Raw genomic sequence first — 25,215 nt, 5'->3', positions numbered from 1 at the left:
ATTCGCCGTTCACCCGCCGTCCCTCCCGGCGCCAAGGCAAATGACGGGCTCACGCCTAGCGTGAGACGGGTGGTTAAGCTCTCGGTCATCGTGCCGTTCTACAACGTGCAGACATACGCCCCTGACACCTTGCGAAGCCTGCGGACCAACGCCCGCGAGGACTTCGAATTCATCCTCGTCGACGACTGTTCGACCGACGGGACCGCGGACATACTGCGCCGCGCCGAGGACGAGATTCCGGGGGTGGTCGTACGCAGACACAAGCAGAACGGCGGACTGGCCACCGCCCGCAACACCGGCCTGGACGCCGCGCGCGGTGAGTATCTCGCCTTCCTGGACGGCGACGACTGGCTCGCTCCCGGGTTCTATGCCGAACTCCTGGCGCGGACCGAGGAGTTGGGCTGCGATTTCGTCCGTACCGACCATGTCCAGGTCGAGCACCGGAACCGCACGGTGCACCGGGTGCCGCACGGCAGGCGGGGCGAGGTGATGGACCCGCGGGACGCGATCCTGCCCGCCGAGCGGTCCACCTCGGTCGACTATCCGTACGCCTGGGCCGGGCTGTACCACCGGCGGCTGCTGGAGCGCGGACTGCTGCATTTCACGGACGGACTGCGTACCGCGGAGGACCGTCCGTGGATCTGGCGGCTGCATCGCGAGGCCGATTCCTTCGCGGTGCTGGGTCTTCTGGGAATTTTCTACCGACGCGGCGTCGCCTCTTCGCTCACACAGATCGGCGACGTACGCCAGCTCGATTTCATTCGCTCGTTCGACCAGGTCATTCGGGAAACAGCGGAAGACCGCGACGCAGAAATACTGCTGCCGAAAGCGGTCCGCACCTATTGCGCGATCATTTCCCACCACATGAGCTCGATCGAAAGGTTCGAACCCGCCGTGGCCCGCACACTGAAGTCCATGAGTGCCGCCGCGCTCAGGCGAATGCCGCAGCAGGTGCTCGACGACGCCCTCGACTCGATGGACGTGCAGCGCGCCACCCTGCTGCGCCGGCTGCGCCGCCGCCCGGCCGCCACGGGCGCCAAGGAGGTGACGGCCGCATGAACACCGCCCGGCCCCGCACCACACAGATCTTCCTCGCCTCCACGCTCTACGGCACCGCCACGCTCGCCGCCGCGCTCGACGCGGGCTGCTTCCCCGACGCGGACCGCCGCATCCTGCTCGTCTCGAACAACGCGGCCGTGCCGGAGACGACAGCCCGCCTCGACACGATGCCCGGGTTCGACGCGCTGCGCGGCCGCTTCGACGACGTGGTGTCCTGGAACACGACGATCGCCCCGTTCCACCCGGGCGGCTGGGCGCCGCGCCCCGACGACGTACCCCTGTGGGAGCGGCATCTGCGCCTGGCCTGGGGGCTCGGCGACGACGACATCGAGCTCGCGGTCGAGTCGATCCAGGTCAACCCCGCGCTGACCGTCGCGCAGATCTTCACCGGCGCGCCGCTCGACGTGTACGCGGACGGGCTGATGAGCTACGGCCCCACCCGCAACAAGATCGACCCGCTGGTCGGTACGCGGGTGCGCCGGCTGCTCCACCTGGACCTGGTGCCGGGGCTGAAGCCGCTGCTGCTCACGGAGTTCGGGGTGGCGCCGCAGATCGTGCCGACCGAGATGTTCCTCAAGGTGCTCGGTGAGCTGGCGGACGCGCCCGGGGCCCGGGACGGCGCTCCGCACGTGGAGGCGCCCGCGCTGCTGCTCGGCCAGTACCTCTCGGCGCTGGGGCTGATCAGCGCGGCCGAAGAGGAGGAGCTGCACCTGCGGATGATGCGCGGCGCGGTCGCGCTCGGCCACACCCGTATCGTCTTCAAGCCGCACCCCACCGCCCCGGCGCAGTGGTCGAAGGCCTTGGGCGAGGAGGCCGGGCGGCTCGGCGCCGAGCTGACGGTGCTGGACGACGGGGTGCTCACCGCCCCGGTCCTCGCCGAGGTGCTCTACCAGCGGATGCGGCCCGCGCTGGTCGTCGGCTGCTTCTCGACGGCACTGCTCACCGCCTCGGCGTTCTACGGGCTGCCGGTGGCCCGGGTGGGCACCGGGATGCTGCTGGACCGGCTCGCCCCGTACGAGAACAGCAACCGCATCCCGGTCACGCTCGTGGACGCGCTGGTGCCGGAGGTGACGGACCGGGCGGCCGTGGAGCGGGCGGGGACGGCGCAGGACGCCGAGCCGGTGGCTCCGGCGGAGCTGACCGGGCTGGTCACCGCGGTCGGATTCGCGATGCAGCCGAAGATCTACCCGGGGCTGCGCCCGGCCGCCGAGCGGTATCTGGCCGCCCACCTGGACGCCTCCACCCGGCGGTACTTCAAGCGCAAGCGGCTCACCTCGCTGGCGCTGCCGGGGGCGGTGCCGGCGCAGCTCGCGTTCCTGCCGCGCAACGCGGTGGTGCGCAGGGTGGCGCGGTCGGTGCGGCGCCGGGTGGTGCGGCAGTAGGCGGCCTGTACGGATCGGGGGCGGGGCGGGGCCGGAATCGGCGCCCAGTACGGAGCAGGGGCGGGGCGGAGCCGGAATCGGCGCCCAGTACGGAGCAGGGGCGGGGCGGAGCCGGAATCGGCGCCCGGTACGGAGCAGGGGCGAGGCGGAGCCGGAATCGGCGCCCAGTACGGAGCAGGGGCGAGGCGGAGCCGGAATCGGCGCCCAGTACGGAGCAGGGGCGGGGCGGAGCCGGAATCGGCGCCCGCCCCGCCCCGTTCCCGGCGCCGTCAGACGGGCACGCCGCCCTGGATCACCCTCAGGTCCGCCGCGTTGGCCTCGGTGACCTTCCAGAGCTCCCGCTGCCGGCCGTGCACATCGGCGACGGTCGCCGCGTGGTCGTCGAGCAGCCCCGCCGCCCGCTCGGTGAGCCGGGCCCCCAGGTGCCGGTCGTGGACCGAGATGCCCCACTCCGGCCGGTCGATGTCGGCCAGGAAGTACGCCATCTTCGGGTGCGAGATCAGGCTGATGATCGGTGTGCCGCAGCCGAACGGGATCATCCCCGCGTGCCCGCGCATCCCGATCACCAGCTTGGTCCGGGCGTAGGTGTCCCGGATCGCGTCGTTGTCGAAGTCGTACATCGGGATCACCGGCAGCGCGATCCCGTGCTCGCGCCGCAGGTCGAAGGCGATCCGCTCGTCGTCCAGCGAGTGGGCGACGCACCGGACCTCGGCCCGCTTGCCGAGCTCCCGCACCGCGGTCGCCATCTCGCCCAGGAAGTGCCCGTAGTCGTGCCCGAAGCGGAGACCGGAGCGGTCGTACGCGGCGTTGACCAGCACGGTGTCCTCGCGCCGCTCCGGGTCCGTCCAGCCGTCCACCAGCTGCCTGGTGACCGTGGCCGGGCAGGGCTGGAAGCGCACCTTGTCGTGGAGCGAGGCGGGCAGCAGTTCGCGGACCTTCTCGATGGAGCCGTGGTTGCGCAGCCCGAAGAACGAGGCCCGTTCGACGAGCCTCCGCAGGCTGGAGAGGAACCGGTCCCGCCCGTGCCCGTACGCCTGGCCGTCGAAGGCGTTGAAGCCGACCGCGTACACCATGACGGGTACGTCGATCCGGTCGAGCAGTTCGTCCGGGACGTTCCACTGCCAGCCGCTGTTGCCGTTGGGCGCGGTGTCCGGGATGAAGAGGCCGCCGCCGCCGATGACCAGGCCCCGGCGCTCGTTGACCCGCTCCAGCGCGGCTTCGTCGAAGAGCCGGTGGGCGTGGATCGAGTGCCAGCGCCGCGGTCCGGCGTCCCGGCCGAAGGCCAGCCGTACGCTCTCCGGCAGCAGCTTGTCGCCGGCGTTGCCCTGGCGCTCCATGTAGAAGGCGACATGGGCCAGTTGGCCGGAGGCGGGGCCCTCCGCGGGTGCGGCGAGGTCCGTGGTGCGCTTGTGCATCAGCCGGTTGGCGCGGTGGGTGGGGTCGACCGCGAGGCCCTTTCGGGCGTACTCGGCCGCCGCGCCGTCGTCGCCGTGGATCCAGGCGATCTGGGCGAGGCGGGCGAAGGCGGTCGCGGCCCGGTTGGGCGAGGCGGTGGCCAGCAGCAGCCGGGCGCGGGCCTCCTCGTAGCGGGAGACGCTCATCAGGGCGTGGCCGAGCACCTCGTGCGGCCAGGACTCGTCGACGGGGATCTCGACCCGGCCCAGCAGATCGGCCGCCTCCTGGTACTCGCCCGCCGCGATGTGGGCGGCGGCGACCTTGCGGGCAGCCTCCGTGGAGCCGGTGCGCAGCACGTACGGGGTGCCGTAGTGGACCAGCAGGTCGTGGTGCTTGGCGCCGGGCAGCTCCAGGTACGCGGAGTGGAACTCGGCGTCGGACAGCTCGAATTCGCGCCAGCGGTTCTCCGCCTCGCGGTAGCCGGCCTCACCGCCCTGCCAGGGCTTGTGCCGCCCGGTGAAGTGCAGGATCGCGGTGGAGTCGGGGACCGGGAGGTCGCCGGAGAGCCGCCGCTTGACGAAGTTGTAGCGGGCGTCGAGCTGGACGAAGTCGCCGTCGAGCACGGCGTTGAGGATGCCCTGGTCGTGCTTGTCGAGCTCGTAGGTGCCCGCCCGGCCGACCTCGTCGAGCCTCGCGCAGAACGCTTCGCTCAGATACTCGCGCTGGATGACCAGCAGTCCGCTGTTGAGCTTGTGCTGCCCGTAGAAGAACTGCGGTACGGCGGCCAGCCCGTCGCGCAGGGTCATCAGTTCACCGAGATCGCCGAGGACGACCATGTCGGTGTCCAGGGTGATCACGGTGTCGTAGTCGCGGACCCGGAAGACATCGAGGATGAAGTAGGCCTTGCGGACCAGGTAGTTGTCCTGGTCGCCCTTGGCGTACGAGTCGTAGTGCCCGGCGTCGACCCGGCGGAAGTCGACGCGCGGGTGCAGGGCCCGGATCCGTGCGACGGAGGAGGGGCGCAGCCCGTCGTGCAGGACGAGGAAGTCCTCGCAGACGTTCGGGTTGGACAGGGCCAGGCTGCGCAGCAGGGCGAGGAAGCCGGGCAGGTAGTTCTCGTCGACGAAGCTCGCGAAGGCGATCCGGCGCTTGCCGGTGAGCGGGTTGGCGGGCGCCGGCGAGGCGGGGAGGTCCGGGTCCGTGGCGAACGAGGTCGTGGCGGGCGGGGTCGTGGCGGTCGTCGTCATCGCAGTCGGATCCTCATGTCGGTGACGCTCTGGGCGCGTTCCATGACCCACGCCTTTTCGCTGGTGTACTCGTGCACGGAGGTGATGGGCATCCGCATGGCGCCGGGCAGGCGGTAGGCGCCGCTCTCGTAGAAGTCGAAGCCGATCAGGTCGATCCGGCTGCTGACGTCCAGGTGGTCCAGGAGCCACAGCATGTTGAAGCCGGTGGTGGGGATGGCGGGCCAGACGTCGGCGCCGACGCGCCCGATGTCGCGCAGCGGCCAGCGCAGCGACTCGTCGCCCAGGTACTGCTGGGCGCCGGGGACGAGGCGGTTGCGCAGGGAGTGCTTCCAGTCGCCGGAGACCCCGCCGAAGACCAGCCGGGTGTGCACCTTCTGGTCCCAGTTGAACCCGTGCTTGTGGATGGTGGCGTGGATGTCGGTGCGCCGTCCGGTGGCCGCCGGGTCGATGCGGTACGAGTTGAAGCGGACGACCAGGTCGTAGCCGTCGATCTCGGCGCCCATCGAACTTCCGCCGACGCGCCGGGAGTTGGCGATGAGGCAGATCGACCTGCCCGCGACCCGGTTGCGGAACTCGCCGACCGTGGTCCACTCGACGCCGCCGAAGGTGGGGTCCTCGACCGGGCCGCGCATCCGGCTTCGGCGCTGTTCGGCGTAGAGGCCGACGATCCCGGTGAGCCCGGCCACGGCGCCGGGGTCCGTTCCGGCCGCCTCCATGGCCAGTTGGAGGTACTGCGCGATGGCTTCCTGGATCTCCGTCACCGGGGCTCCGGCGCGCTCCTGGGCGAGCAGGGTGCCGATCAGCCGGGGCTCCGCCCGGTCCCAGTCGCCGCGCGCCTGGAGGGCCAGGCCCTCGGCCCAGGTCTCGGTGACGGGGCGGGCGGCGTACTCGGCTGCGGCGGGGCAGTCGCGCTCCAGGCCGCGCAGCAGCTCGTCCTGGAGCCGCGCACCCGCCCGCAGCCCGACGACCTTGGCCGCGACGCCGAAGCCGTCGTCCTCGGTGTACGAGAGGTAGCGCTCGTACGCCTCGATGGCCGCGGCCTCCGCGCCCATCGCCTCCAGCGTCCTGGCCCGCAGCCGCCAGCCGGCCCGCGAGCCCTTGCGCTGGGTCAGCACGGTGTCGGCGATGAGCACCGCGAGCTTCAGCTCGTCCTCGTAGCCGCAGTCCAGCGCCTTGTTGCCGACCGCCAGCAGCGGGTCGAGCAGTTCGTCGGCGAGAGCCGCGGCAGAGGCCGCACCCGCCTTGCCCGCGCGCCGCACCAGCGGGATCGAGGATCCGGCGGCCGGGGGGACGGCGGGCTGCGTCGCGGCGTGCACGGCCAGCAGATGCCGCAGCGCCTCCGCGAGTGCCGTACGCCGCCGGTCGAGTCCCGCCACCAGTTTGGTGCTGTGCGCGGCACAGGCCCGCAGGCAGACGTCCACGTCGGTCGGGGTGACGGAGGCGAGCTGCGGGGCGGCACTCCCGGGTGGGGCCGCGTCACGCTGCCGTGGCCAGCGGGTGCGGGCTTCTCTCATGGCGCTCCAAGCGTCTGGTGCCCGTGGGGGTGGGGGCGTGTCCGGATGTGCGGTCACCGGGGCGCGCACGGAGCCCCGCTCCGTCGAGGGGCGGATGCCCGGCGCGCGTGATCGGTTCCGCGACACGCTAGGAAACCTGAGCGGCCGCCGGATGAACTCGCCCTTTCGGTACCGGAAACTGCGCACCGACCCCGCAGGTACGGGCGCTGGTCGGCGCGCGTGCCCGACCCGGTGCCGGCCGCCGCCCCGGTCACAGCCTCCTGAGCTGGAGCGTCACACGCTGCTGAGCGAGAGCTTCGCCGCGAAGCCGAGGAAGAGCAGCCCGGCCGCCGAAGTGGCCCCCGCCGACAGCCGCTTGCGGCGGCGGAACGCGGCGGACAGCCGGGTGCCGCCGAATATCAGCATCGACAGATAGAGGAAGCTGGCGATCTGCAGCAGGGTGCCCAGCACCAGGAAGGACAGCGCCGGATAGGCGTAACCGGGGTCGACGAACTGCACGAAGAACGAGATCAGGAACAGGATCGCCTTCGGGTTGAAGAGGCTGACCACCAGCGCCCGCCGGTACGGCCGTTCCATCGCCGCCGCGGCCGCGGGCCCGGCGTCCTCCTCGGCCAGCACGGCCATCCGCCGGTGCCGCTCGCGCCACATGGTCACCGCGGCCCGCAGCATGCCGATCGCCAGCCAGGTCAGATAGCCCGCACCGGCGAACTTGACGACGGCGAAGAGCACCGGCGTCGTCTGCAGCAGCGACGAGGCCCCGAGTGCGGACAGCGTCATCAGCACGGTGTCCCCGGTCCATACCCCGGCCGCCGCCACGTACCCGCTCCGCACCCCGCGCCGGGCGGCGACGGAGAGCACGTACAGCGAATTCGGTCCCGGCAGCAGAACGATCAGCACCAGGCCGGCGAGATAGGTCGGGAGATCGGTGACACCCAGCATGAGACGGAGTGTCGCACGCGAGTGCGGCACTCCGTCCAGGGGGTTTCGGGAAGGCGCGGGTCAGTCCTCGTCGCCGTCGAGGAGGCGGTCGACGGAGAGCTTCATCTCGACGCCGACCACGTCAGGCACGGTGAACGAGGTCCCGCGCTTGTGGTGCGCCTTGTTCTTGTACTCGCCGCCCCGGGGGTCGGTGCAGAGCAGCACCTGATCGTGCTTGCGATCGGCCACGACGTAGACCGGAATGCCCGCCTGGGCATAGTCCTCGACCTTGGGGCCGAGGTCGTCCGCCCAGTTGGTCGACGTCACCTCCACGACCATGCGGAAGACGTGGGCGGCGTAGCAGTTCTTCATGACATGGGCGTCCTTGATGTCGGCCTCGACGACCGACAGATCGGGAATCGCGTAGTCCTCCGGCCCGGAGGGCAACCACAACCCGACCCCCTGGACGAGCCTGAGCCCCACGGTGCGCGCCCGCGAACCGAACTCCTCACTCAGCCAGGACAGAGCCAGAGCGTGCGATACGTCCGCCGGTGGTGTCACAGTGAGCCTCCCCTGGAGAATCTCCACGCGATGCCCAGGCAGCGAGCGTGCGAGCTGGTCGGCTGCCTCGCCGAGCGTCAGCTCCGGCTGTTCCTGCACGTGCACCTGCTCCTCGTGCTGTATTACGGCCACGGCATCCTCCTTTCGGGGACCACTGTTCATGAGCTTATCCAGGGTCGCGGACATTCAGCGAGAGATCACCCGAGCGGGTACCCGCCCCCTCAGAACGCGTCCGACGGCACATGCCTCCCCCACACCTCGCGCAGCGCGTCGCACACCTCGCCCACCGTCGCCCGCGCCTTGAGCGCGTCCTTCATCGGGTAGAGGACGTTTTCCGTGCCCTCGGCCGCCTTCCGCAGCCGGGCCAGCGCGGTGTCCACCGCGTCCTGGTCACGTCCGGCACGGAGCCCCGCCAGGCGGGCCGCCTGCTCGGCCTCGATCGCGGGGTCGACGCGGAGCGGCTCGTACGGCTCCTCCTCGTCGAGCTGGAAGCGGTTCACGCCGACCACGACGCGCTCCGCGTTGTCGGTCTCCAGGGCGATGCGGTACGCGGACCGCTCGATCTCGCTCTTCTGGAAGCCGCGCTCGATCGCGCTGACCGCGCCGCCCATCTCCTCGACCTTGGCCATCAGCTCCAGGACGGCCGCTTCGACGTCGTCGGTCATCTTCTCGACGACGTACGACCCGGCGAACGGGTCGACCGTCGCGGTGACGTCCGTCTCGTACGCCAGGACCTGCTGGGTGCGCAGGGCCAGCCGGGCGGACTTGTCGGTGGGGAGGGCGATCGCCTCGTCGAAGGAGTTGGTGTGCAGCGACTGCGTACCGCCGAGGACCGCGGCCAGGCCCTGCACGGCGACGCGCACCAGGTTGACCTCGGGCTGCTGGGCGGTGAGCTGGACGCCCGCGGTCTGGGTGTGGAAGCGCAGCATCAGCGACTTGGGGTTCTTTGCGCCGAACTCCTCCTTCATCACCCGGGCCCAGATCCGGCGGGCCGCACGGAACTTGGCGACCTCTTCGAGGATCGTCGTACGGGCGACGAAGAAGAAGGAGAGCCGGGGTGCGAAGTCGTCGACGTCCATGCCGGCCGCGACGGCGGTACGGACGTACTCGATGCCGTCGGCGAGGGTGAACGCGATCTCCTGCGCGGGCGAGGCCCCTGCCTCGGCCATGTGGTAGCCGGAGATCGAGATGGTGTTCCACTTCGGGATCTCGGCCCGGCAGTACTTGAAGATGTCGGCGATCAGCCGCAGCGAGGGCCCCGGCGGGAAGATGTACGTGCCGCGCGCGATGTACTCCTTGAGCACGTCGTTCTGGATGGTGCCGGTGAGCTTCTCCGCCGGGACCCCCTGCTCCTCGCCGACCAGTTGGTACAGCAGCAGGAGCAGCGCCGCCGGGGCGTTGATCGTCATGGACGTGGAGACCTTGTCCAGCGGGATGCCGTCGAACAGGACCCGCATGTCGTCGATCGAGTCGATCGCGACGCCGACCTTGCCGACCTCGCCGGACGCGATCGGCGCGTCGGAGTCGTGGCCCATCTGGGTGGGCAGGTCGAAGGCGACGGACAGGCCCGTCGTCCCGTTGGCGATCAGCTGCTGGTAGCGGGCGTTGGATTCCGTTGCCGTGCCGAAACCGGCGTACTGGCGCATCGTCCACGGCCGGCCGGTGTACATCGTGGGGTAGACACCGCGCGTGAAGGGGTAGGCGCCCGGCTCTCCCAGCTTTTCGCCGGGATGCCAGCCGTCGAGTGCGTCCGGCCCGTAGACCGGTTCGATGGGCAGTCCCGACTCCGACTCGCGCGTCATCTGCTGTGCCTCCCGCTGAAGCTGTCCAGTAAAGCTACTTGCTGGTAACCACGGTTCCCGCGACGGACTGCAGCGGCGGGCGCGGGACCGTTGGAGGGACAGGGGGCTGGGACCTTGCTCACAGCCCCTGCCCACGGCCCCATCGCCGCTCTCCCCCCATCATGCGCGCCACTGTGTGTCCACGATCCACCACACGGCCATGCCGTACGCGATGTTCTTCAGCGGCGGCCAGGCGGTCCACCACTCGGCGGGCTTCGCGGCCCGCGGCTGCAACGGCGCCTCGCACGGCTGCGTCGACGTCCGGGACGAGGGGAAGATCGCCTCACTCTTCGCCCAGGTGAGGACCGGGGACAAGATCGTGGTCCACGGCTGAGGGCTGCCCCGGGGAGAAGAGCTGAGGACTGTCCCGGGGAGAGGAAGGGGCGCGGACGGGACCGGGGGAACGTGTCCCGCCCGCGCCATGTGCGCTGAGCCGTAGGTACGGGGGGAACCCCGGCTCTGTGCGCTGCCGATGACCAGTCGGCTCACTCAGTACTGCGCCGCGGCTTCGAAAAACGTCACACCTGGCGATGGAAGGCTGAAAATGGCCCCTCGCGACGGCTCCGCTCAGCCCGGGGTCCGGGCCGAAGGCGTCAGGGAGACCGGGGTGGAGGGCAGCCGCACACCGCCCGCGAACCGGGCCCGGGAGGACGTGCCGGCCCCGGAGCCGCTGCTCGCGTCCGAGGCGCCGTTGCCCTGCTCGTCCTCGCCGCCGTCCCCGCTCTGGTCGTTCTGACCGTCCTGGCCCTTGCCGGCCCTCTCGATCACGCGGTCGCAGAACCGTTCCAGGTTGTGGGCGCCCTTCGCCAGCGCTTCCAGCCTGCGTCGCTGTTTGTCGCTCAGCTTGCCGTCGCGGTAGTCGCGGCAGGCCTTGAGCGCCTTGGTGTACCACTCGCCGGAACCAGCGTTCCCGGAGCTCTCGGAGTTCTCGGGCAGCCTGCCGCCCTCGGCGCTGCCCACGGAGCCGGTCGCGGCACCGCCGGGCTTCCGCTCGTCGCCGCCGTCGCCGCCCTTCGCCCGGCCCGATCCGCCGGGGGCCGGGTCACCGGCCGGGGCGGAGGGGTCCGCGGGAGGCGCGGAGGTGCCCGTCCTCGGGGAGGCGGGCGGCGCCGACTCCGGTGTCTCCTCCTCGGCGGGCTCCGAACCGAGCTCCTCGGGCGACGGCGCGGCCGAGACCGAGCTCGCGGGCAGGGGGGTGTGCCCGCCGAACGGCCCGGGAAGCATGCCGGTCCCCGCCGCCACGGCCACCCCGCCGATCGCACAGCCCGCGAGGGAGGCGACCAGGCCGAAGCGGACGGGACGGCTCCAGCGCGCGGAGCGGATACGGCCGGAGCCCTTGGACGGCACGGAGGCGGCCGCGATGCGCACCGGGTCGAGCAGCTCGGCACCGGCCGGCCGGCCCGCCTTCTCCTCGCCGCCCTTCACCTGCGCGCTCGCCCGGGTCCTCGTGCGCGCCGAGTGGCCGGCGGCGCGGAAGGCGGCCAGCGCCGCGGCCTCGCCGGGCAGTTCACCGGCGGCCGGGCGGGCGGCCCGTGCGGCGGCTTCCAGCGCGGCCACGAGCCTCTCGGCGTCCGTACACGACTGGCCGGTGACGGGATCGACCGGCTCGCCGCGGAGCAATCTCTCCGCCGCGTCCTTGTCAAGCCATTCATGCCTCTCGTCGGCCATCACATGTCCTTCTGCGTCCATGGACGCGAATGCGTCACACCGGCCGGCGCCGCCAGGCCGTTGCGGGCGGGGCGCTGAGCGGGCACCGCGTCGAGTTCCGCCGTCCGGTGCGCGGTGGACGGATCCGCCGGATCCCCCTCCGGGGCGGCGTCACCGGAGCCGTCGGCGCCCGTTGCGCCGGGGCGGGCGTCGGCGTGGGCAGTGTCCGTACGCAGCAGCTCGGCCAGCCGCTTCAATCCCCGGTGCGCCGCGGTGCGCACCGCCCCCGGGCGCTTGCCCAGGGTCTGCGCGGCGCTCTTCGCGTCCAGGCCCACAACCACCCGCAGCACCACGGCCTCGGCCTGGTCCTGCGGCAGCTGGGCGATGAGTGACATCGTGCGGCCGGTGGCCAGGGCCTCCATCGCCTCACCCGCGGTGTCGGACTCGGCCGGCCGCTCGGACAGTTCGGACTCGTCGCCGCCGATCGCGGGGCGCCTGCCACGCATCCGCAGATGGTCCAGCGCACGGTTGCGGGCTATGCGCGCCGCCCAGCCGCGGAAACGGTCGGCGTCGCCGCTGAACCGGTCGAGATCGCGCGCTATCTGCAGCCAGGACTCGGACGCCACGTCCTCGGCGTCCGGCTCCCCCACCAGTGTCCTTATGTAGCCCAGCAGCCGCGGCTGCACAGCGCGGTACACAGTACGGAAGGCATCCTCGTCCCCGTCCTGCGCCGCCAGCACCGCGGCGGTCAGCTCCGCGTCGTCCCCCAGCACTCCCTCAACCTGCCCTGCTGTCCCGAATCGCAGCTGGTCATCACTGCGGCGCCACCCTGCGCGACTCCGCACGCTACGTCCTCGGTGGGGGTCGCGTCCACGTCTTGTACAACCTGCAACATTCTTCGGACACCTGGCGGTGTGACAGAAAACGCGGCGACGGCGCTGAGTGGAGTACGGGGTCGTCCTACGGCCCCGCGGAAGACGACCGGGGCCTCTCCTGTGGGGGGTGGCGGCCCCGGTCGTCCTCGTTTCCGCCCCTCCGGCTTGCGCTTTTGACGTGAGCAGACCACTCGCATGACCAACCGCATGACCAACGCCGGTTCATCCGGGCTTCGCCGGACCGGCGCGCCCCCCGTCCCCGAAGCCGGCCTGCGGGCCCCTCGTCCCGACGCCTTCCGCATCGGGACATCGCGCGGCGGAGAGTGCCGCCGGACGTCGGCACTCGCTTCCACCGGGTTCCCACCCGCCCCCAGGCCGCCGGCGACCTCGCCGTGCCGCCGGTCGTGGATGCGGAACCGGCCGGGACACCCATGACGGTGCACGTCGCCGGCCCCGGCACGTGATCATCCCTGCGCCCACGGATCGACCGGAGCCCGGAAATGTCAGCGGCCTGGTGTGAAGCATGTGACAGGCGGGCAAGGCTTGACGGGGTTGGCAGGGACATGTGCGACCCATCGAACTCCGTGAGGGGGATGGGGTGTTGGGTGATCGGTCCGGCGCATGAGGCTGGGGCGCCGGGCGATCGGCGCCTGCTTCCCTCGTGGTTCCGAAAGGGTGTGCATGAAGCATTTCCGGCTGCTTGTTCTCGGTAACGGCATTTCCGCGTACGGCAGTTATCTGAACATGGTCGCGCTGAACGTCTTCGTCTACGACGTCACCGGGAGCGCCCTGGCCGCAGGGCTCTTCATGGCGGTACGGCTGGGGACGAGTGTGGCGGCGGGGTTCGTGAGCGGGCGCCTCGTCTCGGCGTACGACCGCAAACGTCTGATCGTCGGTGCCGACCTCGGCCAGGCGCTGGCACTCCTGGCGCTGGTCCTGGCCCCGGAGGCCGGCCGGATCTCCCTGCTGTACTGCCTGGCCGTGGTCACCGGGGGCTGCTCGACGCTCTCGCAGGTCGCTCTGCGCAGCAGCATCCCGGAGATCGTGGGGGCCGAGCACCGGACCCGCGCCAACGGCCAGCTGGTCACCGGCCGTTCCCTCGCCATGATCGCGGGCTTCTCCTCGGCGGGTGTGGTGGTGGCGCAGCTCGGTTACACGGCGGCGTTCGTCCTGGACGCGGTCACGTTCCTGGTCTCCGCGTCGATACTGCTGGTGCTGCCGATCCGCACGAGGGCCCGGCCCGAGGGGCCCAAGGGCGCCGAGGACGGCACACCGAGCGCCGGTCACCGTTCCGTCCGGTTGCTGTGGGCCGGCGCACCGGTGCTGATGGCGATGATCGCCGTGCGGGCCGTCGACGGGCTGGGATCCTCCTCGCACAACGTCGCGCTGCCCGTCTACTCCAGCCTGCTGGACCCCGATCATCCGGCCACCTTCATCAGCCAGTTCTGGGCCACCTGGGCGGTCGGCACCATCATCGCCCAGCAGGTGCTGGCCCGGTACACCCGCCGGGCCGGGCACACCTTGGGCGAGCGGGCCTTCGCGGCCGGCGCCTGCGTCATGTCAGCAGCGTTCATCGTCGTGTTCAGCGGGCTGCCCACCGTACCGGCGCTCGCCACGGCACTCGTCGCCGGAGCGGCGGACGGACTCACCGAAGTCGTTTACGTGTCGCGGCTCCAGGCGGTCCCCGACGAGCAGCGCGGACGCCTCTTCGGGCTCTCCGCCTCGGCCGAGAACGCCGGGTTCGGCCTGGGGATGCTGATCAGCGGATCGCTGCTGGAGACCTTGTCCCCGTTCCAGGTGGTCGCCTCCCTGCACGGCCTCGCCCTCGTCCTGTGCCTCGCCCTGCTGACGATGCTCGTGCTGCGCCGTTCCCCGGCCGGGCCCGACCAGGTGCGACAGCCCGGCAGCGGCACCTTGCGCGAAGGCCGCGGCCGATGAGCGGTGGCGGGCAGGACCCGCGCATCGCCGTGGTCGGGATGTCCTTCCGGCTGCCGGGGGCCGACACGCCGGAGGACCTGTGGCGCATCATCCGCAACGGCGAGGACCGCTTCACCCGCTTCACGGAGGACGAACTGAAGGCCGCGGGCGTCCCCGAGGAGCTGTACCGGCGCGACGACTTCATCGGCGCCTCGGCGGTCCTGGACGACATCACCGGGTTCGACGCCCGGCACTTCGGGATGAGCGCCCGCGAGGCCCGCCTGACCGACCCCCAGCATCGCCTGTTCCTGGAGTGCGCGCAGCACGCCCTGGAGAACGCCGGCTACCCCGACGAGCGGGACGGAAAGCGGATCGGGGTCTATGCCAGCACCGGCTACCACCTGTACAACATGCAGTCCTATCTGCTCAACAACGTCCTGCCGAACGAGGACATCGCCGACTGGCTGGCCGGCATGCAGGTCCTGGTGGGCAACTACACCGACTTCAACGCGACCCGGGTCGCCCACCGGCTCGGTCTCACCGGCCCCGCCGTCAACGTACAGACGGCCTGCTCCAGTTCGCTGGTGGGTGTGCACCTGGCAGCCCAGTCCCTGCTGCTGGACGAATGCGACATCGCGCTGGCCGGCGCCAGCGCCATCCATGTCCCGCAGGTCCTCGGCTACCACTACGTCAAGGGCTCGATCCTCTCCAGGACCGGCCGGCTCCGGGCGTTCGACGCTGCCGCGAACGGGACCGTCGGCGGCACCGGTGTCGTGGCCGTCGTACTGAAGCGGCTGTCCCGTGCGCTCGCGGACGGCGACACCGTGCACGGCGTCATCCGTGGCTGGGGCATCTGCAACGACGGCGCCGGCAAGCAGGCGTACGCGGCACCCAGTGCGCGGGGCCAGCAGGAAGCCGTACGCCGGGCGCTGGACCACGCGGGCGTCGGGGCGGACACCATCGGGTATCTGGAGACCCACGGCACCGGCACCCTCAAGGGCGATCCCATCGAGCTGGAAGGGGCGAGCGCGGCGTACCGGCAGGACACGGACCGGACCGGTTACTGCGCCCTCGGGGCCGTCAAGACCAACATCGGGCACCTCGACGTGGCATCCGGACTGGCCGGTCTCGTCAAGGCCCTGCTGGTGCTCAAACACGGTGTGATCCCGCCGATCGGGGGCTTCAGCGATCCCAATCCGCTGCTCGGGCTGGAGGACAGCCCGTTCTACGCACCCCGGGCCCTGCAGCCGTGGCCCGAGAACGGCACCCCCCGGCGGGCGGGTGTCACGTCGCTCGGGATCGGCGGCACCAACGTCCATCTGATCCTGGAGGAAGCCCCCGAACCCACGCCGCGCAACGCCACCGCGGCCCCGCCGGACGTACTTCTGGTCTCCGCGACGAGCCGGGAAGCCCTCGCCGACAACGTACGGTCCCTGCGCGACCTGCTCCGCAGGCGGACCGCTCTGCCCTTGGCGGATCTCGTCACGACCGCCGCCCTCGGGCGCTCGCACGGCCGGCACCGGATCGCGGTCCGGGCCAGCACACCGTCCACGCTTGCCGATGCTCTGGACGCCTGGCTCTCCGGCCCCGCACCGCTCGCAACCGCCGCGGACCCCGTGCCGCCGGGGGACACACCCACCCGGGTGGTGTTCCAGTTCACCGGCCAGGGTGCCCTCCGCCCCGGAGCGGCGGCGGCCCTGTACGAACGGTTTCCCGTCGTGCGTGAGGTCCTCGACGCCTGCGAGGCGTGGCATCGCCGTCTCACCGGTGAACCGATGCTGGCCGGACTCCTCACCGAGGGGGCGGGCGCACCGGGGGCCGTCTGGCCGACCGCGACCGCGCAGCCGGCCCTGTTCGCCCTGCAGTGCGCCCTGGTCCGGCTGTGGGACGAGTCGGGCATCAGACCATGGGCCGTGACAGGCCACAGCGTCGGCGAGTACGCGGCGCTCTTCGCGGCCGGGGCACTGTCGCTCGCGGACGGCCTGGAACTCAGCACGCATCGGGGCCGGTTGATGCGGGATCACTGCGTGCCGGGCGCCATGGTTGCGGTGGCGCTGGAGCGGGAGTCCGCCGCGGAGCTCGCCGCCTCGCAACCCGGCCTGGAACTCGCCGTGACCAACGGGGAACGCTCCCAGGTGCTGGCCGGTCCCGTCGCGGACGTGGACCGGATGTGCGCCGTGCTCGATGACCGGGGCACCCCGTACGAACGCCTCGCGGTGGACCGGGCCTTCCACACCTCTGCCACGGAGCCGATGCTCGACGCGTTCGCAGCGGTACTGGCGAAGACCCCCTTCACACCGGTACGGATCCGCTTCATCAGCTCTCTCGACGGCCGGACCCGTGAGCCCGGCTGGACGCCGGACCCGGAGCACCTGGTCCGCCATGCCCGCGAGCCGGTGCGCTACGACGCGTCGCTGCGTGCCGTCGCCGGTGAACGGCCCGACGTGCTCCTGGAGATCGGACCGCACACCACACTCAGCAGCCTGGCCCGCCGCTCCCTGCCTGCCGTGCGGACGGCTCCCTCCCTGCACCGGGGCACCGGACTCACGGCGCTCTTCGGCGCTGCGGCGACTCTGCACTGCGCGGGAGCGGATGTCCGCTGGGAGACGTTCCTGGCCGGCACCGGAGGGCGGCGCATCCCGCTGCCCGGCTACCGCTTCCAGCACCGAGACCACTGGGTCGGGGCCCCGCCCAGGCCCCGCGGACCCATTTCCCCGGCGAGAGAGGAACGCATCATGATGTCAGAAGCGACGGAGACCAGGCGCCTACTGGACAGCATCCTCGGTGTGCTGTCCAGGGCCTTCGGGGAGGACCTCGCCTCGATCCCGGCGGACACCCCGTTCTTCGATCTCGGTGCGGACTCGCTCCTCATGATCAATGTGCTCCGGGAGATCGAGCAGGAGCACCACGTCAGGGTCACGATGCGCGAGCTGTTCGACGAGACAGGAACGCCCCGGCTGCTCGCCGAACTCGTGGCTGCGCGGCTGCCCCTGCAGCCCGGAACCGCCCCCGTGCCGGCCACCGCACCCGCCACCACCGAACCGGCGTCCGGGGAGCTGCCCGCCGCACCGCACTTCGGTCCGGCAGCAGCCACCGCACAGCCGCCCGCCCCACAGCCGTACGCGGCGGAGTGCCCCTCCGCCGGTCCGTCGGCACCGGCCGCCCGGCAGCCGGCCGCCCGCGCTCCTCAGCCGTTCACCCACGCGCCGATACCCACGCAGTACACCGCACCCCCCTCCCCCGGCGCACCGCCTGTGCACACCGCGCCGACCGGCGTGGCACCGCCTGTCCCGCACGCCGTCGCGGACGACGGTTTCGTCACCCGGCAGGAGCTGCTGGAGCTGTCCCGACGGGTCCAGCAGCTGTCCGAGATCCAGCTCCAGATGCTCACCCAGATCTCCCAGATATCCCAGCTGCTCGCACTCCGGAGCAACGCGACGGCGGCCCTGCCGAACGGCGAGGTGGTCCGGTGAACGAGCAGGAGAGCCTTACGGCCGCCCTGGACCGGGACCTGGCCGCCATGGCCGGACTCGCACAGCGCATCACCGAACAGATCGACGCCGGGCGAGCCACGGCCGGCAGTACCCAACAGCCCCAGGCACACGGGCCGCGTGTGGTGATCGCCCCCGATGCCGGCATGGTCCGCTCCACCTCACCCCGCACTCAGCAAGAACATCTCGACGACCTCGTACGCCGGTACACGGCACGGACGGCGGCCTCCAGGCAACTCGCCCAGCGCCACCGCCGAAGACTCGCCGACAGCAGAGCGGTCGTCGGATTCCGCAAGTCGACCAAGGAGATGCTCTATCCCGTAGCGGCCCGTCGCGCGGAGGGCGCACGGATCGAGGACATCGACGGCAACAGCTACATCGACATCACCATGGGCTTCGGGGTGCTCCTCTTCGGCCACGAGCCCGGCTTCGTCCGGGAAGCCGTACGCGAACACCTCTCCCGAGGCATCCGGCTCGGCCCCCGCAGTGTCGAGACGGGCGGGGCCGCCGAGCTGCTGTGCGAACTGACCGGGATGGAACGGGTGGCCTTCGCCAACTCCGGCACGGAGGCCAACGCGGCGGCGATCCGTCTCGCCCGTGCCGCCACCGGCCGCGACCGGATCGTCACCTTCCAGGGCTCCTACCACGGTCATGCCGACCAGGTACTGGGCCGGCCCGCCGGCCACGGTGCTCAGGAGGGGACCGCGCCCGTCTCCCGGGGCATCCCGCACAGTGCAGTCTCCGAGCTGACCGTCCTCGAATACGGCAGCGAGGAGGCCCTTCACGCGATCGAACGGGACGCGGCGCGGATCGCGGTGGTCATCGTCGAACCGGTGCAGAGCAGGCATCCCTCGCTCCAGCCGGCCGCGTTCGTCCACAGGCTGCGCGAACTGACCGCCCGTCACGGCATCGTGTTGATGTTCGACGAGATGCTGACCGGATTCCGTCCCGCTCTCCGTGGCGCGCAGGAGCTCTACGGCGTCACCCCGGATCTCGCCACCTACGGCAAGCTCCTCGGCGGCGGATTCCCCATCGGCGCGGTCGCCGGCCGCTCCGACATCATGGACGGGATCGACGGCGGCTACTGGACCTACGGGGACGACAGCGGCCCGACCGCCGACACGACCTTCTTCGGCGGCACCTACCTGCAGCACCCCGTGTCGATGACCGCGGCGCACGCCGTACTCACCCATCTCAAGGAACACAGTCCGCACCTGCAGGAACGGCTCAACGCCCGGACGACCGAACTGGCCACCGGGCTCAACGACTTCTTCGAGGCCGAGGAATTCCCCCTGCGGATGGGCTGGTTCGGCTCCCAGTTCCGCTTCGAGCACCGCGCCGACATGGAGCTCCTCTACTACCACCTGATGCTGCGGGGCGTGCATGTATGGGAGTGGCGCAACTTCTTCCTCTCCACGGCTCACACCGACGGCGACATCGAGCACGTGGCCGACGCCGTGCGGGGGTCGCTGAGGGACCTGCGCAAGGCCGGCTTCTTCCACACCGGCAAAGCCCCGTCCCAAAGGCCCGCTCCCGGCCGGGCAGCCGTCACAGCGGCGGCGGCCGTCCCGGCCCCGGTGGCCGAAGCCGTGGCCGTGACCGAAGCCGAAGCCGTGGCCGACGCGCCCCCCGTTCCCGTAGCCGCCCCGGATCCCGTTCCCGTGACCATCCCGGATTCCCTTCCCGCGGCCGCCTGTGTTCCCGTGGCCGTCCCGGATTCCGCGGCGCTCACGACGCCGCGCCGCGCGGACTTCAGCCTCTACTTCTTCGGTGACTACCCGGACGACGGCTCCGGTCCGAAGGAGGGCCGCTACGAACTGCTCATGGAGGCGGCCCGGTTCGCCGACCAGCACGGGTTCGAGGCACTGTGGATGCCCGAACGGCACTTCAACTCGTTCGGCGGCCTCTTCCCGAACCCCGCCGTCCTGGCCGCGGCGCTGTCCCGGGAGACCCGGCGCATCCGCCTCAACGCCGGCTCGGTCGTGCTCCCGCTGCACGACCCGATCCGGGTGGCGGAGGAGTGGTCGATGGCGGACAACCTCTCCGGCGGACGCATCGGCCTCGGTGTCGCGAGCGGGTGGAACGCCAACGACTTCGTCTTCTTCCCCGAGCGCTTCGGGCCGCACAAGCAGGAGATGTACGACCGGCTGGAACAGGTGCGGAGCCTCTGGCGGGGCGAGGCACTGCGCCGCACCACCGGGGACGGCGAACGGGAGATCCGCCTCTACCCGCGCCCCGTCCAGACGATGCCGCCGCTCTACACGGCGGTGGTCGGCAACCCGGAGTCGTACGAACGCGCCGCCGCGCACGACCTGGGCATCGTGACCAACCTGATGACCCAGGACATCGACCAGCTCGCGGACAACATCGCCCGCTACCGCCGGGCCCGGGCGCGGCACGGCCTCGACCCGGACGCCGGGCGGGTCGCCGTCCTGCTGCACACCTACCTCGCCGAGGACCACGACACCGCCCGCGCCGAGGCCTTCGCGCCGATGGCCCGCTACATGCAGGCCTCCCTGTCCCTGTTCAGCGGCGTCACCAACAGTCTCGGGGTCACCGCCGACCTGAGATCGCTCAGCGAGGACGATCTGGACGTGGTCTTCCGGCGCGCCTACGGCCGCTACTGCGACCAACGGGCCCTGATCGGCGATGTGGACACCGTCCTGCCCGTGGTCGACGCGGTGGTCGACGCGGGTGCGGACGAGATCGTCGCACTGGTCGACTTCGGCGTCTCGGCGGACCAACTGCGCGCCGGTCTCCCCCGGCTGGACGCCCTCCGCCGCCGCCACCGGGAGCGACGGGCACCCGACCCGGGTGCGCCCTTGTCCCCGGGCCAGGAGCGGATCTGGTTCCTGGAACGCCTGCTCCCGGGACGCACCGCCTACAACGAGGTGAAGGCGATCCGCCTGCGCGGTGCGCTCGACACCGAAGCGCTGCACACCGCGCTGCGCCGGCTCGTCGCCCGCCACGAAGGGCTGCGCACCGTCTTCCGGCAAGCCGGCGATTCGGCGGTCCAGCTGGTGCGGGAGGCCGCCGAACCCGACTTCGACGTGGTGGACGGCACACTCCGGGCCGAGGCCGCCGTACAGGAGGCACTGTCGACGGAGAGCGCCCGCCGCTTCGACCTGGAGAACGGTCCGCTGTTCGTCAGCAGGGTCGTGCGTACCGCGGTCGACGAGCACGTGCTGGTCCTGTCCTTCCACCACATCGTGGTCGACGCGGCCTCGGCGGCCGTCCTGTGCCGGGACCTCTCCGCCTTCTACCGGGCGGAGCGCGACGGCACGGAGGCCGGCCTGCCCGCACTGACCTGGAGCTACGCCCGGCACGCACGGGAACAGCGCGCGGCGGCGGACGGCCCCGGCACCGCGCAGGACCTGGCCCACTGGCTGCGCGTGCTCGGTGGTGACCTGCCGGTCCTCGAACTGCCCACCGACCGCCCCCGGCCGGCGGAGATGACCTCCGAAGGCCGCGCCGTCTTCCGCTCCCTCGACCCCGGCCTGTCCGAACAGGTCAGGCAGCTGAGCCGCGGCCACCGCGCCACCCTGTTCATGACCCTGGTGGCCGGCTGGGCGGCAATGCTGCAACGGGTCACGGGGCAGGAGGACATCGTCATCGGCATCCCGGTCTCGGACCGGCCGCAGCGGGCCGAGGAGCTGATCGGCTTCTTCGTCAACACCCTCGCTCTGCGGGTCGACCTCTCCGGCGATCCCGGGTTCGGGACGCTGCTGGACCGGGTGCGTACCGTCGCGCTCGACGCCTACGACCACGCGGGGACACCGTTCGAGAAGGTGGTGCGCGTGCTCGCTCCGCCGCGCAGGACGGACCGCACGCCGGTGTTCCAGGTGTGCGCCGAGTTCCAGTCGGCGGAGCCGTTCCGCCTCGACCTCCCCGGCATCGAGGCGGTCGCACTGGACGCGGGCCCCGACAAGGCGCTGACCGACCTGACGGTCTACTTCACCGACCGGCCGGAGGGCGTTCGCTGTCATCTGGAGTACAACGCCGACCTGTTCGAGCCGAGCACCGTCGACATGTTCTTCACGGTCTTCCGCGACCTTCTGGCCGCCGCAGTCGGCAAACCCGGCACACCGCTGTCCCTGCTCGCGCCTACGGCGGTCGAGGGTGACGAGGTGCCGGAGAGCTGGGAACACGGTCCGGTCCGGCCGGTCGCGGACACCACCGTGCACGGCTGGATCGCCCGGCAGGCGGCAGAGCATCCCGCGCGGACCGCGGTGGTGGGCGAGGACGCCGTACTGACCTACCGGGAGCTGGACGAGCGCGCCGGCCGGCTCGCCGCCGTGCTCGCGGAACACCGGGCCAAGAGTGACCAGGAGTCCTTGGTGGCGGTGTGGCTGCCGCGCTCCGCGGAGTTCGTCGTGGCGCTGCTCGCCGTGCTGCGGGCCGGTTGCGCGTATGTGCCGCTCGACCCGTCGCTCGGTGCCGTCCGCGCCGCGCAGGTGATCGCCGAGAGCGGCGTCCGCACGGTGATCAGCGGCGCGGACGGACCGGGGGAGCTGCGGCTGCCCGGGTCGGTGGCCGTCGTCGCGCCGGACGCCGCCCCGACGGGAGCCCCCGGGTCGGACACCCGGCCGGCAACCGGCACCGGGGGCTCGTCCACTTTCTCCGCGTGCTCCGTCATCTACACCTCGGGCAGCACCGGCACGCCCAAGGGTGTCGTGCTCACACACCGCGGCCTCGTGGACCTCTGCCAGTGGCACCACGAACGCTTCGCGTTCACCGGCGACGACCGGAGTGCCGTCGTGTGCAGCCAGAGCTTCGACGCCTCCCTCCTGGAGATCTGGCCGGCGCTGACGGCGGGCGGCACGGTCGTCGTGGCCGGTGAGCCGGTCCGGCGCGATCCGCTCGCCCTGGCCCGGTGGTACGCGGACCAGGACATCGCCTTCAGCATCCTGCCGACGGCCCTGGGCGAACAGGTGCTGCGCCTGCCGGTGGCCGATCAGCCCCCGCTGCGCCATCTGCTGCTGGGCGGCGAGGCGCTCCGCAGCCGCCCCAGGCCCGAGGCGCCGTACGAGACGCTGAACGTCTACGGCCCGACCGAGGCGACCGTGCTGTGCGTCGTCGGCACTGTCTCGCCCGGGGCCGACGGGCCCGTCGCGGACGAGGGAGCGGACGTGATCGCGATCGGGCGTCCGGTCGACAACGTCACGCTGCGCGTGGTGGACGCCTCGGACAAGCCGGTGCCCATCGGTGCGGTGGGGGAGCTCCTCGTCGGTGGTCCCGGGGTGGCCACGGGCTATCTGCACCGGCCGGACCTCACCGAGGAGAGGTTCACGGCCGGCCCGGAGGACGGGGCGGAGGCCCGCTACTACCGCACGGGTGATCTGGTCCGCTGGACGGCGGACGGGCGCCTGGTGTTCGTGGGCCGTACCGACGACCAGGTGAAGATCCGCGGATTCCGGATCGAGCCGGAGGAGGTGGCGCAGGCGCTGGGCCGTCTCGACGGCGTCCGCCGGGCGGCCGTCGTCGGCCTGCGCCGTGCGAACGGCGAGGCCTTCCTGGCCGCCTATGTGGTACCCACCGAGCCCGGCCGCGACAGTACGGCGGAGCAACGGTCCCGCACGGACCGGTGGGCCGAAGAGCTGAACCACCACCTGCCGGAGTACATGGTGCCGCGCGCCTGGCGGGTCCTCACCGAACTGCCGCTGACCGGTAACGGCAAGCTGGACCGGACGCAGCTCCCGCCGGCCGGTCCCTTCCTCCCGGCAGACGCAGAGGGGGCCTGCCGGGCCGACGGCCCGTCGCCGGAGGCCGAACCCCTCACCGCGGTGGAGAACGGACTTCGTGATCTCTGGGCGGCCGAGTTCGGCCTCACCGCGTCAGGTGTCGATCCGGATGTCTCCCTCTTCGACCTGGGCGGACATTCACTCACCGCGATGAGGCTGGTCAACCGGATCAGAGAGGCATGGGGCATCGAGTACCCGCTTTCGCGCCTCTACCAGGAGCCCACACTGCGCGCCATGACGGAGTTCGTGCGCGGCACCGGATCGAGAAGGGTCGTCCGCGGCGGCCCGGCCAGCGAGCAGCAGTCGCGCTTCGCCACCCTGCACGCCCGCCACACCAAGCCACAGGTCTTCAACGTCGCCCTGCGGATGACCTTCTCCGGCCGGCTGGACCCCGGATCGCTCCACACCGCGCTCCAGACCCTGACGGAGCGTCATGAATCGCTGCGTACCCGCCTGGTACGGGAGGGCGTCGGCTCCTGGCGGCAGGAAGTGCTCGAATCCCGTCCCCTCGACCTGCCCGTCGACGACCTCACCTCACGGCCGGAGCCGGAACGGCAGGCCGAGGTGCGGCGGCTCGCCGAGCAGGCGGCGGAGACACCGCTCGACCTCTTCGAGGGGGACGTGCTCTCCACCCGCCTGCTGCGCACCGGCGCCGAGGAGTGGGTGCTGCTGCTCGTGATGCACCACTGCACCTGCGACGGGTGGGCCCTGACCACGCTGCTGAAGGAACTCGCCGCGCTCTACCGAACGGCTGTCACCGGAACCGGACACGGCCTGTCACCCGCGGCACCACAGCAAGTGGAGTACGCGCACTGGCAGGTCGCCCGTGAGGCGGCGACCGGTGAGCGCCGCACGGACTACTGGCTGGAGGAACTCGCCGACGCCCCCTTCACGCTGGATCTGCCGCTGGACCGGCCGAGGCCCGGCACGCTCAGCGGGCGGGGCGGAGTCGTCGAATTCACCGTGCCCGCCGAGATCCGGGCCGCTGTGGAGCGGCTGGCCGTCCGGCGGGCGACCACGCCCTTCGTGGTGACCGCGGCGGCGCTCGGCCGGCTGCTGGCGGCGAAGGCGGAGCAGGCGGACGTGGTGATGAACATTTCCTACGCGGGCCGGGAAAGCCGCGAGTTCGAGTCCCTGGTGGGCTGCACGGCCACCGGGTTCGCCCTGCGGGTCCGTGACGCGCGCGCCGGTTCCTTCGCGGCGCTGACGGACCGGGTCACCCGTACGACGGTCCTGGGCATGGAGCACGCCATGCCGCCGCGCCGGGTGGCACCGGCGATGCGGGAGCGCAGGGGCGTCGTCATTCCGGACGCCCTGGCCATCGGCCTGGCCTACGAGAGTTCGCTGGACACCGGGATCGAACTGCCGGGGCTCACCACCACGGTGGCGGAGATCGCCCCGGCCGCGTCCCGGTCGGAGTTCATCATGGTGCTGACCCCGGCCGGGGATGTTCTGGAGGGGGCCGTGGAGTACTCGGCCGACCTGTGGGACCGGGCAACGGTCGAGACATGGACACAGGAGTACGTGCGGCTGCTGCGGGACGAGGTCGGCAAGGCGCTCGCCGACGGGACGGACTGACCCCGGGGCGTAGCGGACGACGGGGGACGGCACGCGGGTCCGGCACAAC

At 71.6% G+C, this 25,215-nt stretch carries 12 protein-coding genes and 1 pseudogene; 6 read left to right on the top strand and 7 right to left on the bottom strand.

Translation table 11 applies throughout. The features are described from left to right. The first annotated feature begins 69 nt into the window (after positions 1–69). Positions 70–1,059: a glycosyltransferase family 2 protein gene (locus ACWCQ6_RS10630; RefSeq protein ID WP_451087538.1), complete on the top strand. Its 990-nt coding sequence runs from the start codon at positions 70–72 to the stop codon at positions 1,057–1,059. Then, complete coding sequence (locus ACWCQ6_RS10625) at positions 1,056–2,441, top strand: polysialyltransferase family glycosyltransferase (RefSeq protein ID WP_451087536.1); 1,386 nt, start codon at positions 1,056–1,058, stop codon at positions 2,439–2,441. Before ACWCQ6_RS10630 ends, ACWCQ6_RS10625 begins: the two co-directional genes overlap by 4 nt. Before the next feature lie 269 nt (positions 2,442–2,710). Here ACWCQ6_RS10625 and ACWCQ6_RS10620 read toward each other — a convergent pair whose 3' ends face one another. The 5 genes from ACWCQ6_RS10620 to ACWCQ6_RS10600 all read right to left on the bottom strand — a co-directional run bounded on the left by ACWCQ6_RS10620 (position 2,711) and on the right by ACWCQ6_RS10600 (position 9,878). Beyond that, the gene (locus tag ACWCQ6_RS10620) at positions 2,711–5,083 is read right to left on the bottom strand and encodes a glycosyltransferase (RefSeq protein WP_451087534.1); all 2,373 of its coding nucleotides are present in this window, start codon (positions 5,081–5,083) and stop codon (positions 2,711–2,713) included. Continuing rightward, on the bottom strand, positions 5,080–6,597 hold the full coding sequence (locus tag ACWCQ6_RS10615; protein WP_451087532.1) for a hypothetical protein: 1,518 nt from the start codon (positions 6,595–6,597) through the stop codon (positions 5,080–5,082). The genes ACWCQ6_RS10620 and ACWCQ6_RS10615 overlap by 4 nt, the downstream gene beginning before the upstream one ends. A 273-nt stretch (positions 6,598–6,870) precedes the next feature. Then, entirely contained in the window at positions 6,871–7,536 is a 666-nt protein-coding gene (gene leuE, locus ACWCQ6_RS10610) for a leucine efflux protein LeuE (RefSeq protein ID WP_451087530.1), read from the bottom strand. A 60-nt stretch (positions 7,537–7,596) separates the two neighbouring features. Continuing rightward, positions 7,597–8,208 (bottom strand): Uma2 family endonuclease, encoded by a 612-nt coding sequence (locus ACWCQ6_RS10605; protein WP_451087528.1) that lies wholly within the window; start codon positions 8,206–8,208, stop codon positions 7,597–7,599. A gap of 89 nt (positions 8,209–8,297) precedes the next feature. Continuing rightward, complete coding sequence (locus tag ACWCQ6_RS10600) at positions 8,298–9,878, bottom strand: acyl-CoA mutase large subunit family protein (protein ID WP_451087526.1); 1,581 nt, start codon at positions 9,876–9,878, stop codon at positions 8,298–8,300. Positions 9,879–9,996: 118 nt separating this feature from the next. Here ACWCQ6_RS10600 and ACWCQ6_RS10595 point away from each other — a divergent pair. Then, positions 9,997–10,251 (top strand): annotated as a pseudogene (locus ACWCQ6_RS10595) (L,D-transpeptidase); the annotation flags it as partial. Positions 10,252–10,484: 233 nt separating this feature from the next. Here the strand turns inward: ACWCQ6_RS10595 and ACWCQ6_RS10590 are convergent. Together ACWCQ6_RS10590 and ACWCQ6_RS10585 are read right to left on the bottom strand one after the other, a co-directional pair. Beyond that, complete coding sequence (locus ACWCQ6_RS10590) at positions 10,485–11,585, bottom strand: hypothetical protein (protein ID WP_451087524.1); 1,101 nt, start codon at positions 11,583–11,585, stop codon at positions 10,485–10,487. Further along, positions 11,585–12,337, bottom strand: a complete 753-nt coding sequence (locus tag ACWCQ6_RS10585) for an RNA polymerase sigma factor (protein WP_451087522.1) — start codon at positions 12,335–12,337, stop codon at positions 11,585–11,587. The genes ACWCQ6_RS10590 and ACWCQ6_RS10585 overlap by 1 nt, the downstream gene beginning before the upstream one ends. A gap of 783 nt (positions 12,338–13,120) precedes the next feature. Between ACWCQ6_RS10585 and ACWCQ6_RS10580 the strand changes: the two genes are divergently transcribed. From ACWCQ6_RS10580 to ACWCQ6_RS10570, 3 genes are read left to right on the top strand one after another with little or no spacing between them, the layout of a single operon-like run. Next, the gene (locus ACWCQ6_RS10580; protein ID WP_451087520.1) at positions 13,121–14,377 is read left to right on the top strand and encodes an MFS transporter; all 1,257 of its coding nucleotides are present in this window, start codon (positions 13,121–13,123) and stop codon (positions 14,375–14,377) included. Beyond that, on the top strand, positions 14,374–17,829 hold the full coding sequence (locus ACWCQ6_RS10575) for a type I polyketide synthase (protein WP_451087518.1): 3,456 nt from the start codon (positions 14,374–14,376) through the stop codon (positions 17,827–17,829). Before ACWCQ6_RS10580 ends, ACWCQ6_RS10575 begins: the two co-directional genes overlap by 4 nt. Continuing rightward, positions 17,826–25,166: a MupA/Atu3671 family FMN-dependent luciferase-like monooxygenase gene (locus tag ACWCQ6_RS10570; protein WP_451087516.1), complete on the top strand. Its 7,341-nt coding sequence runs from the start codon at positions 17,826–17,828 to the stop codon at positions 25,164–25,166. Before ACWCQ6_RS10575 ends, ACWCQ6_RS10570 begins: the two co-directional genes overlap by 4 nt. Positions 25,167–25,215 lie beyond the last annotated feature (49 nt).

The organism is Streptomyces sp. NPDC001880 (assembly GCF_053594575.1).
The sequence above is the reverse complement of the archived record's forward strand: the minus strand, read 5'-3'. Positions and strand labels throughout refer to the sequence as shown.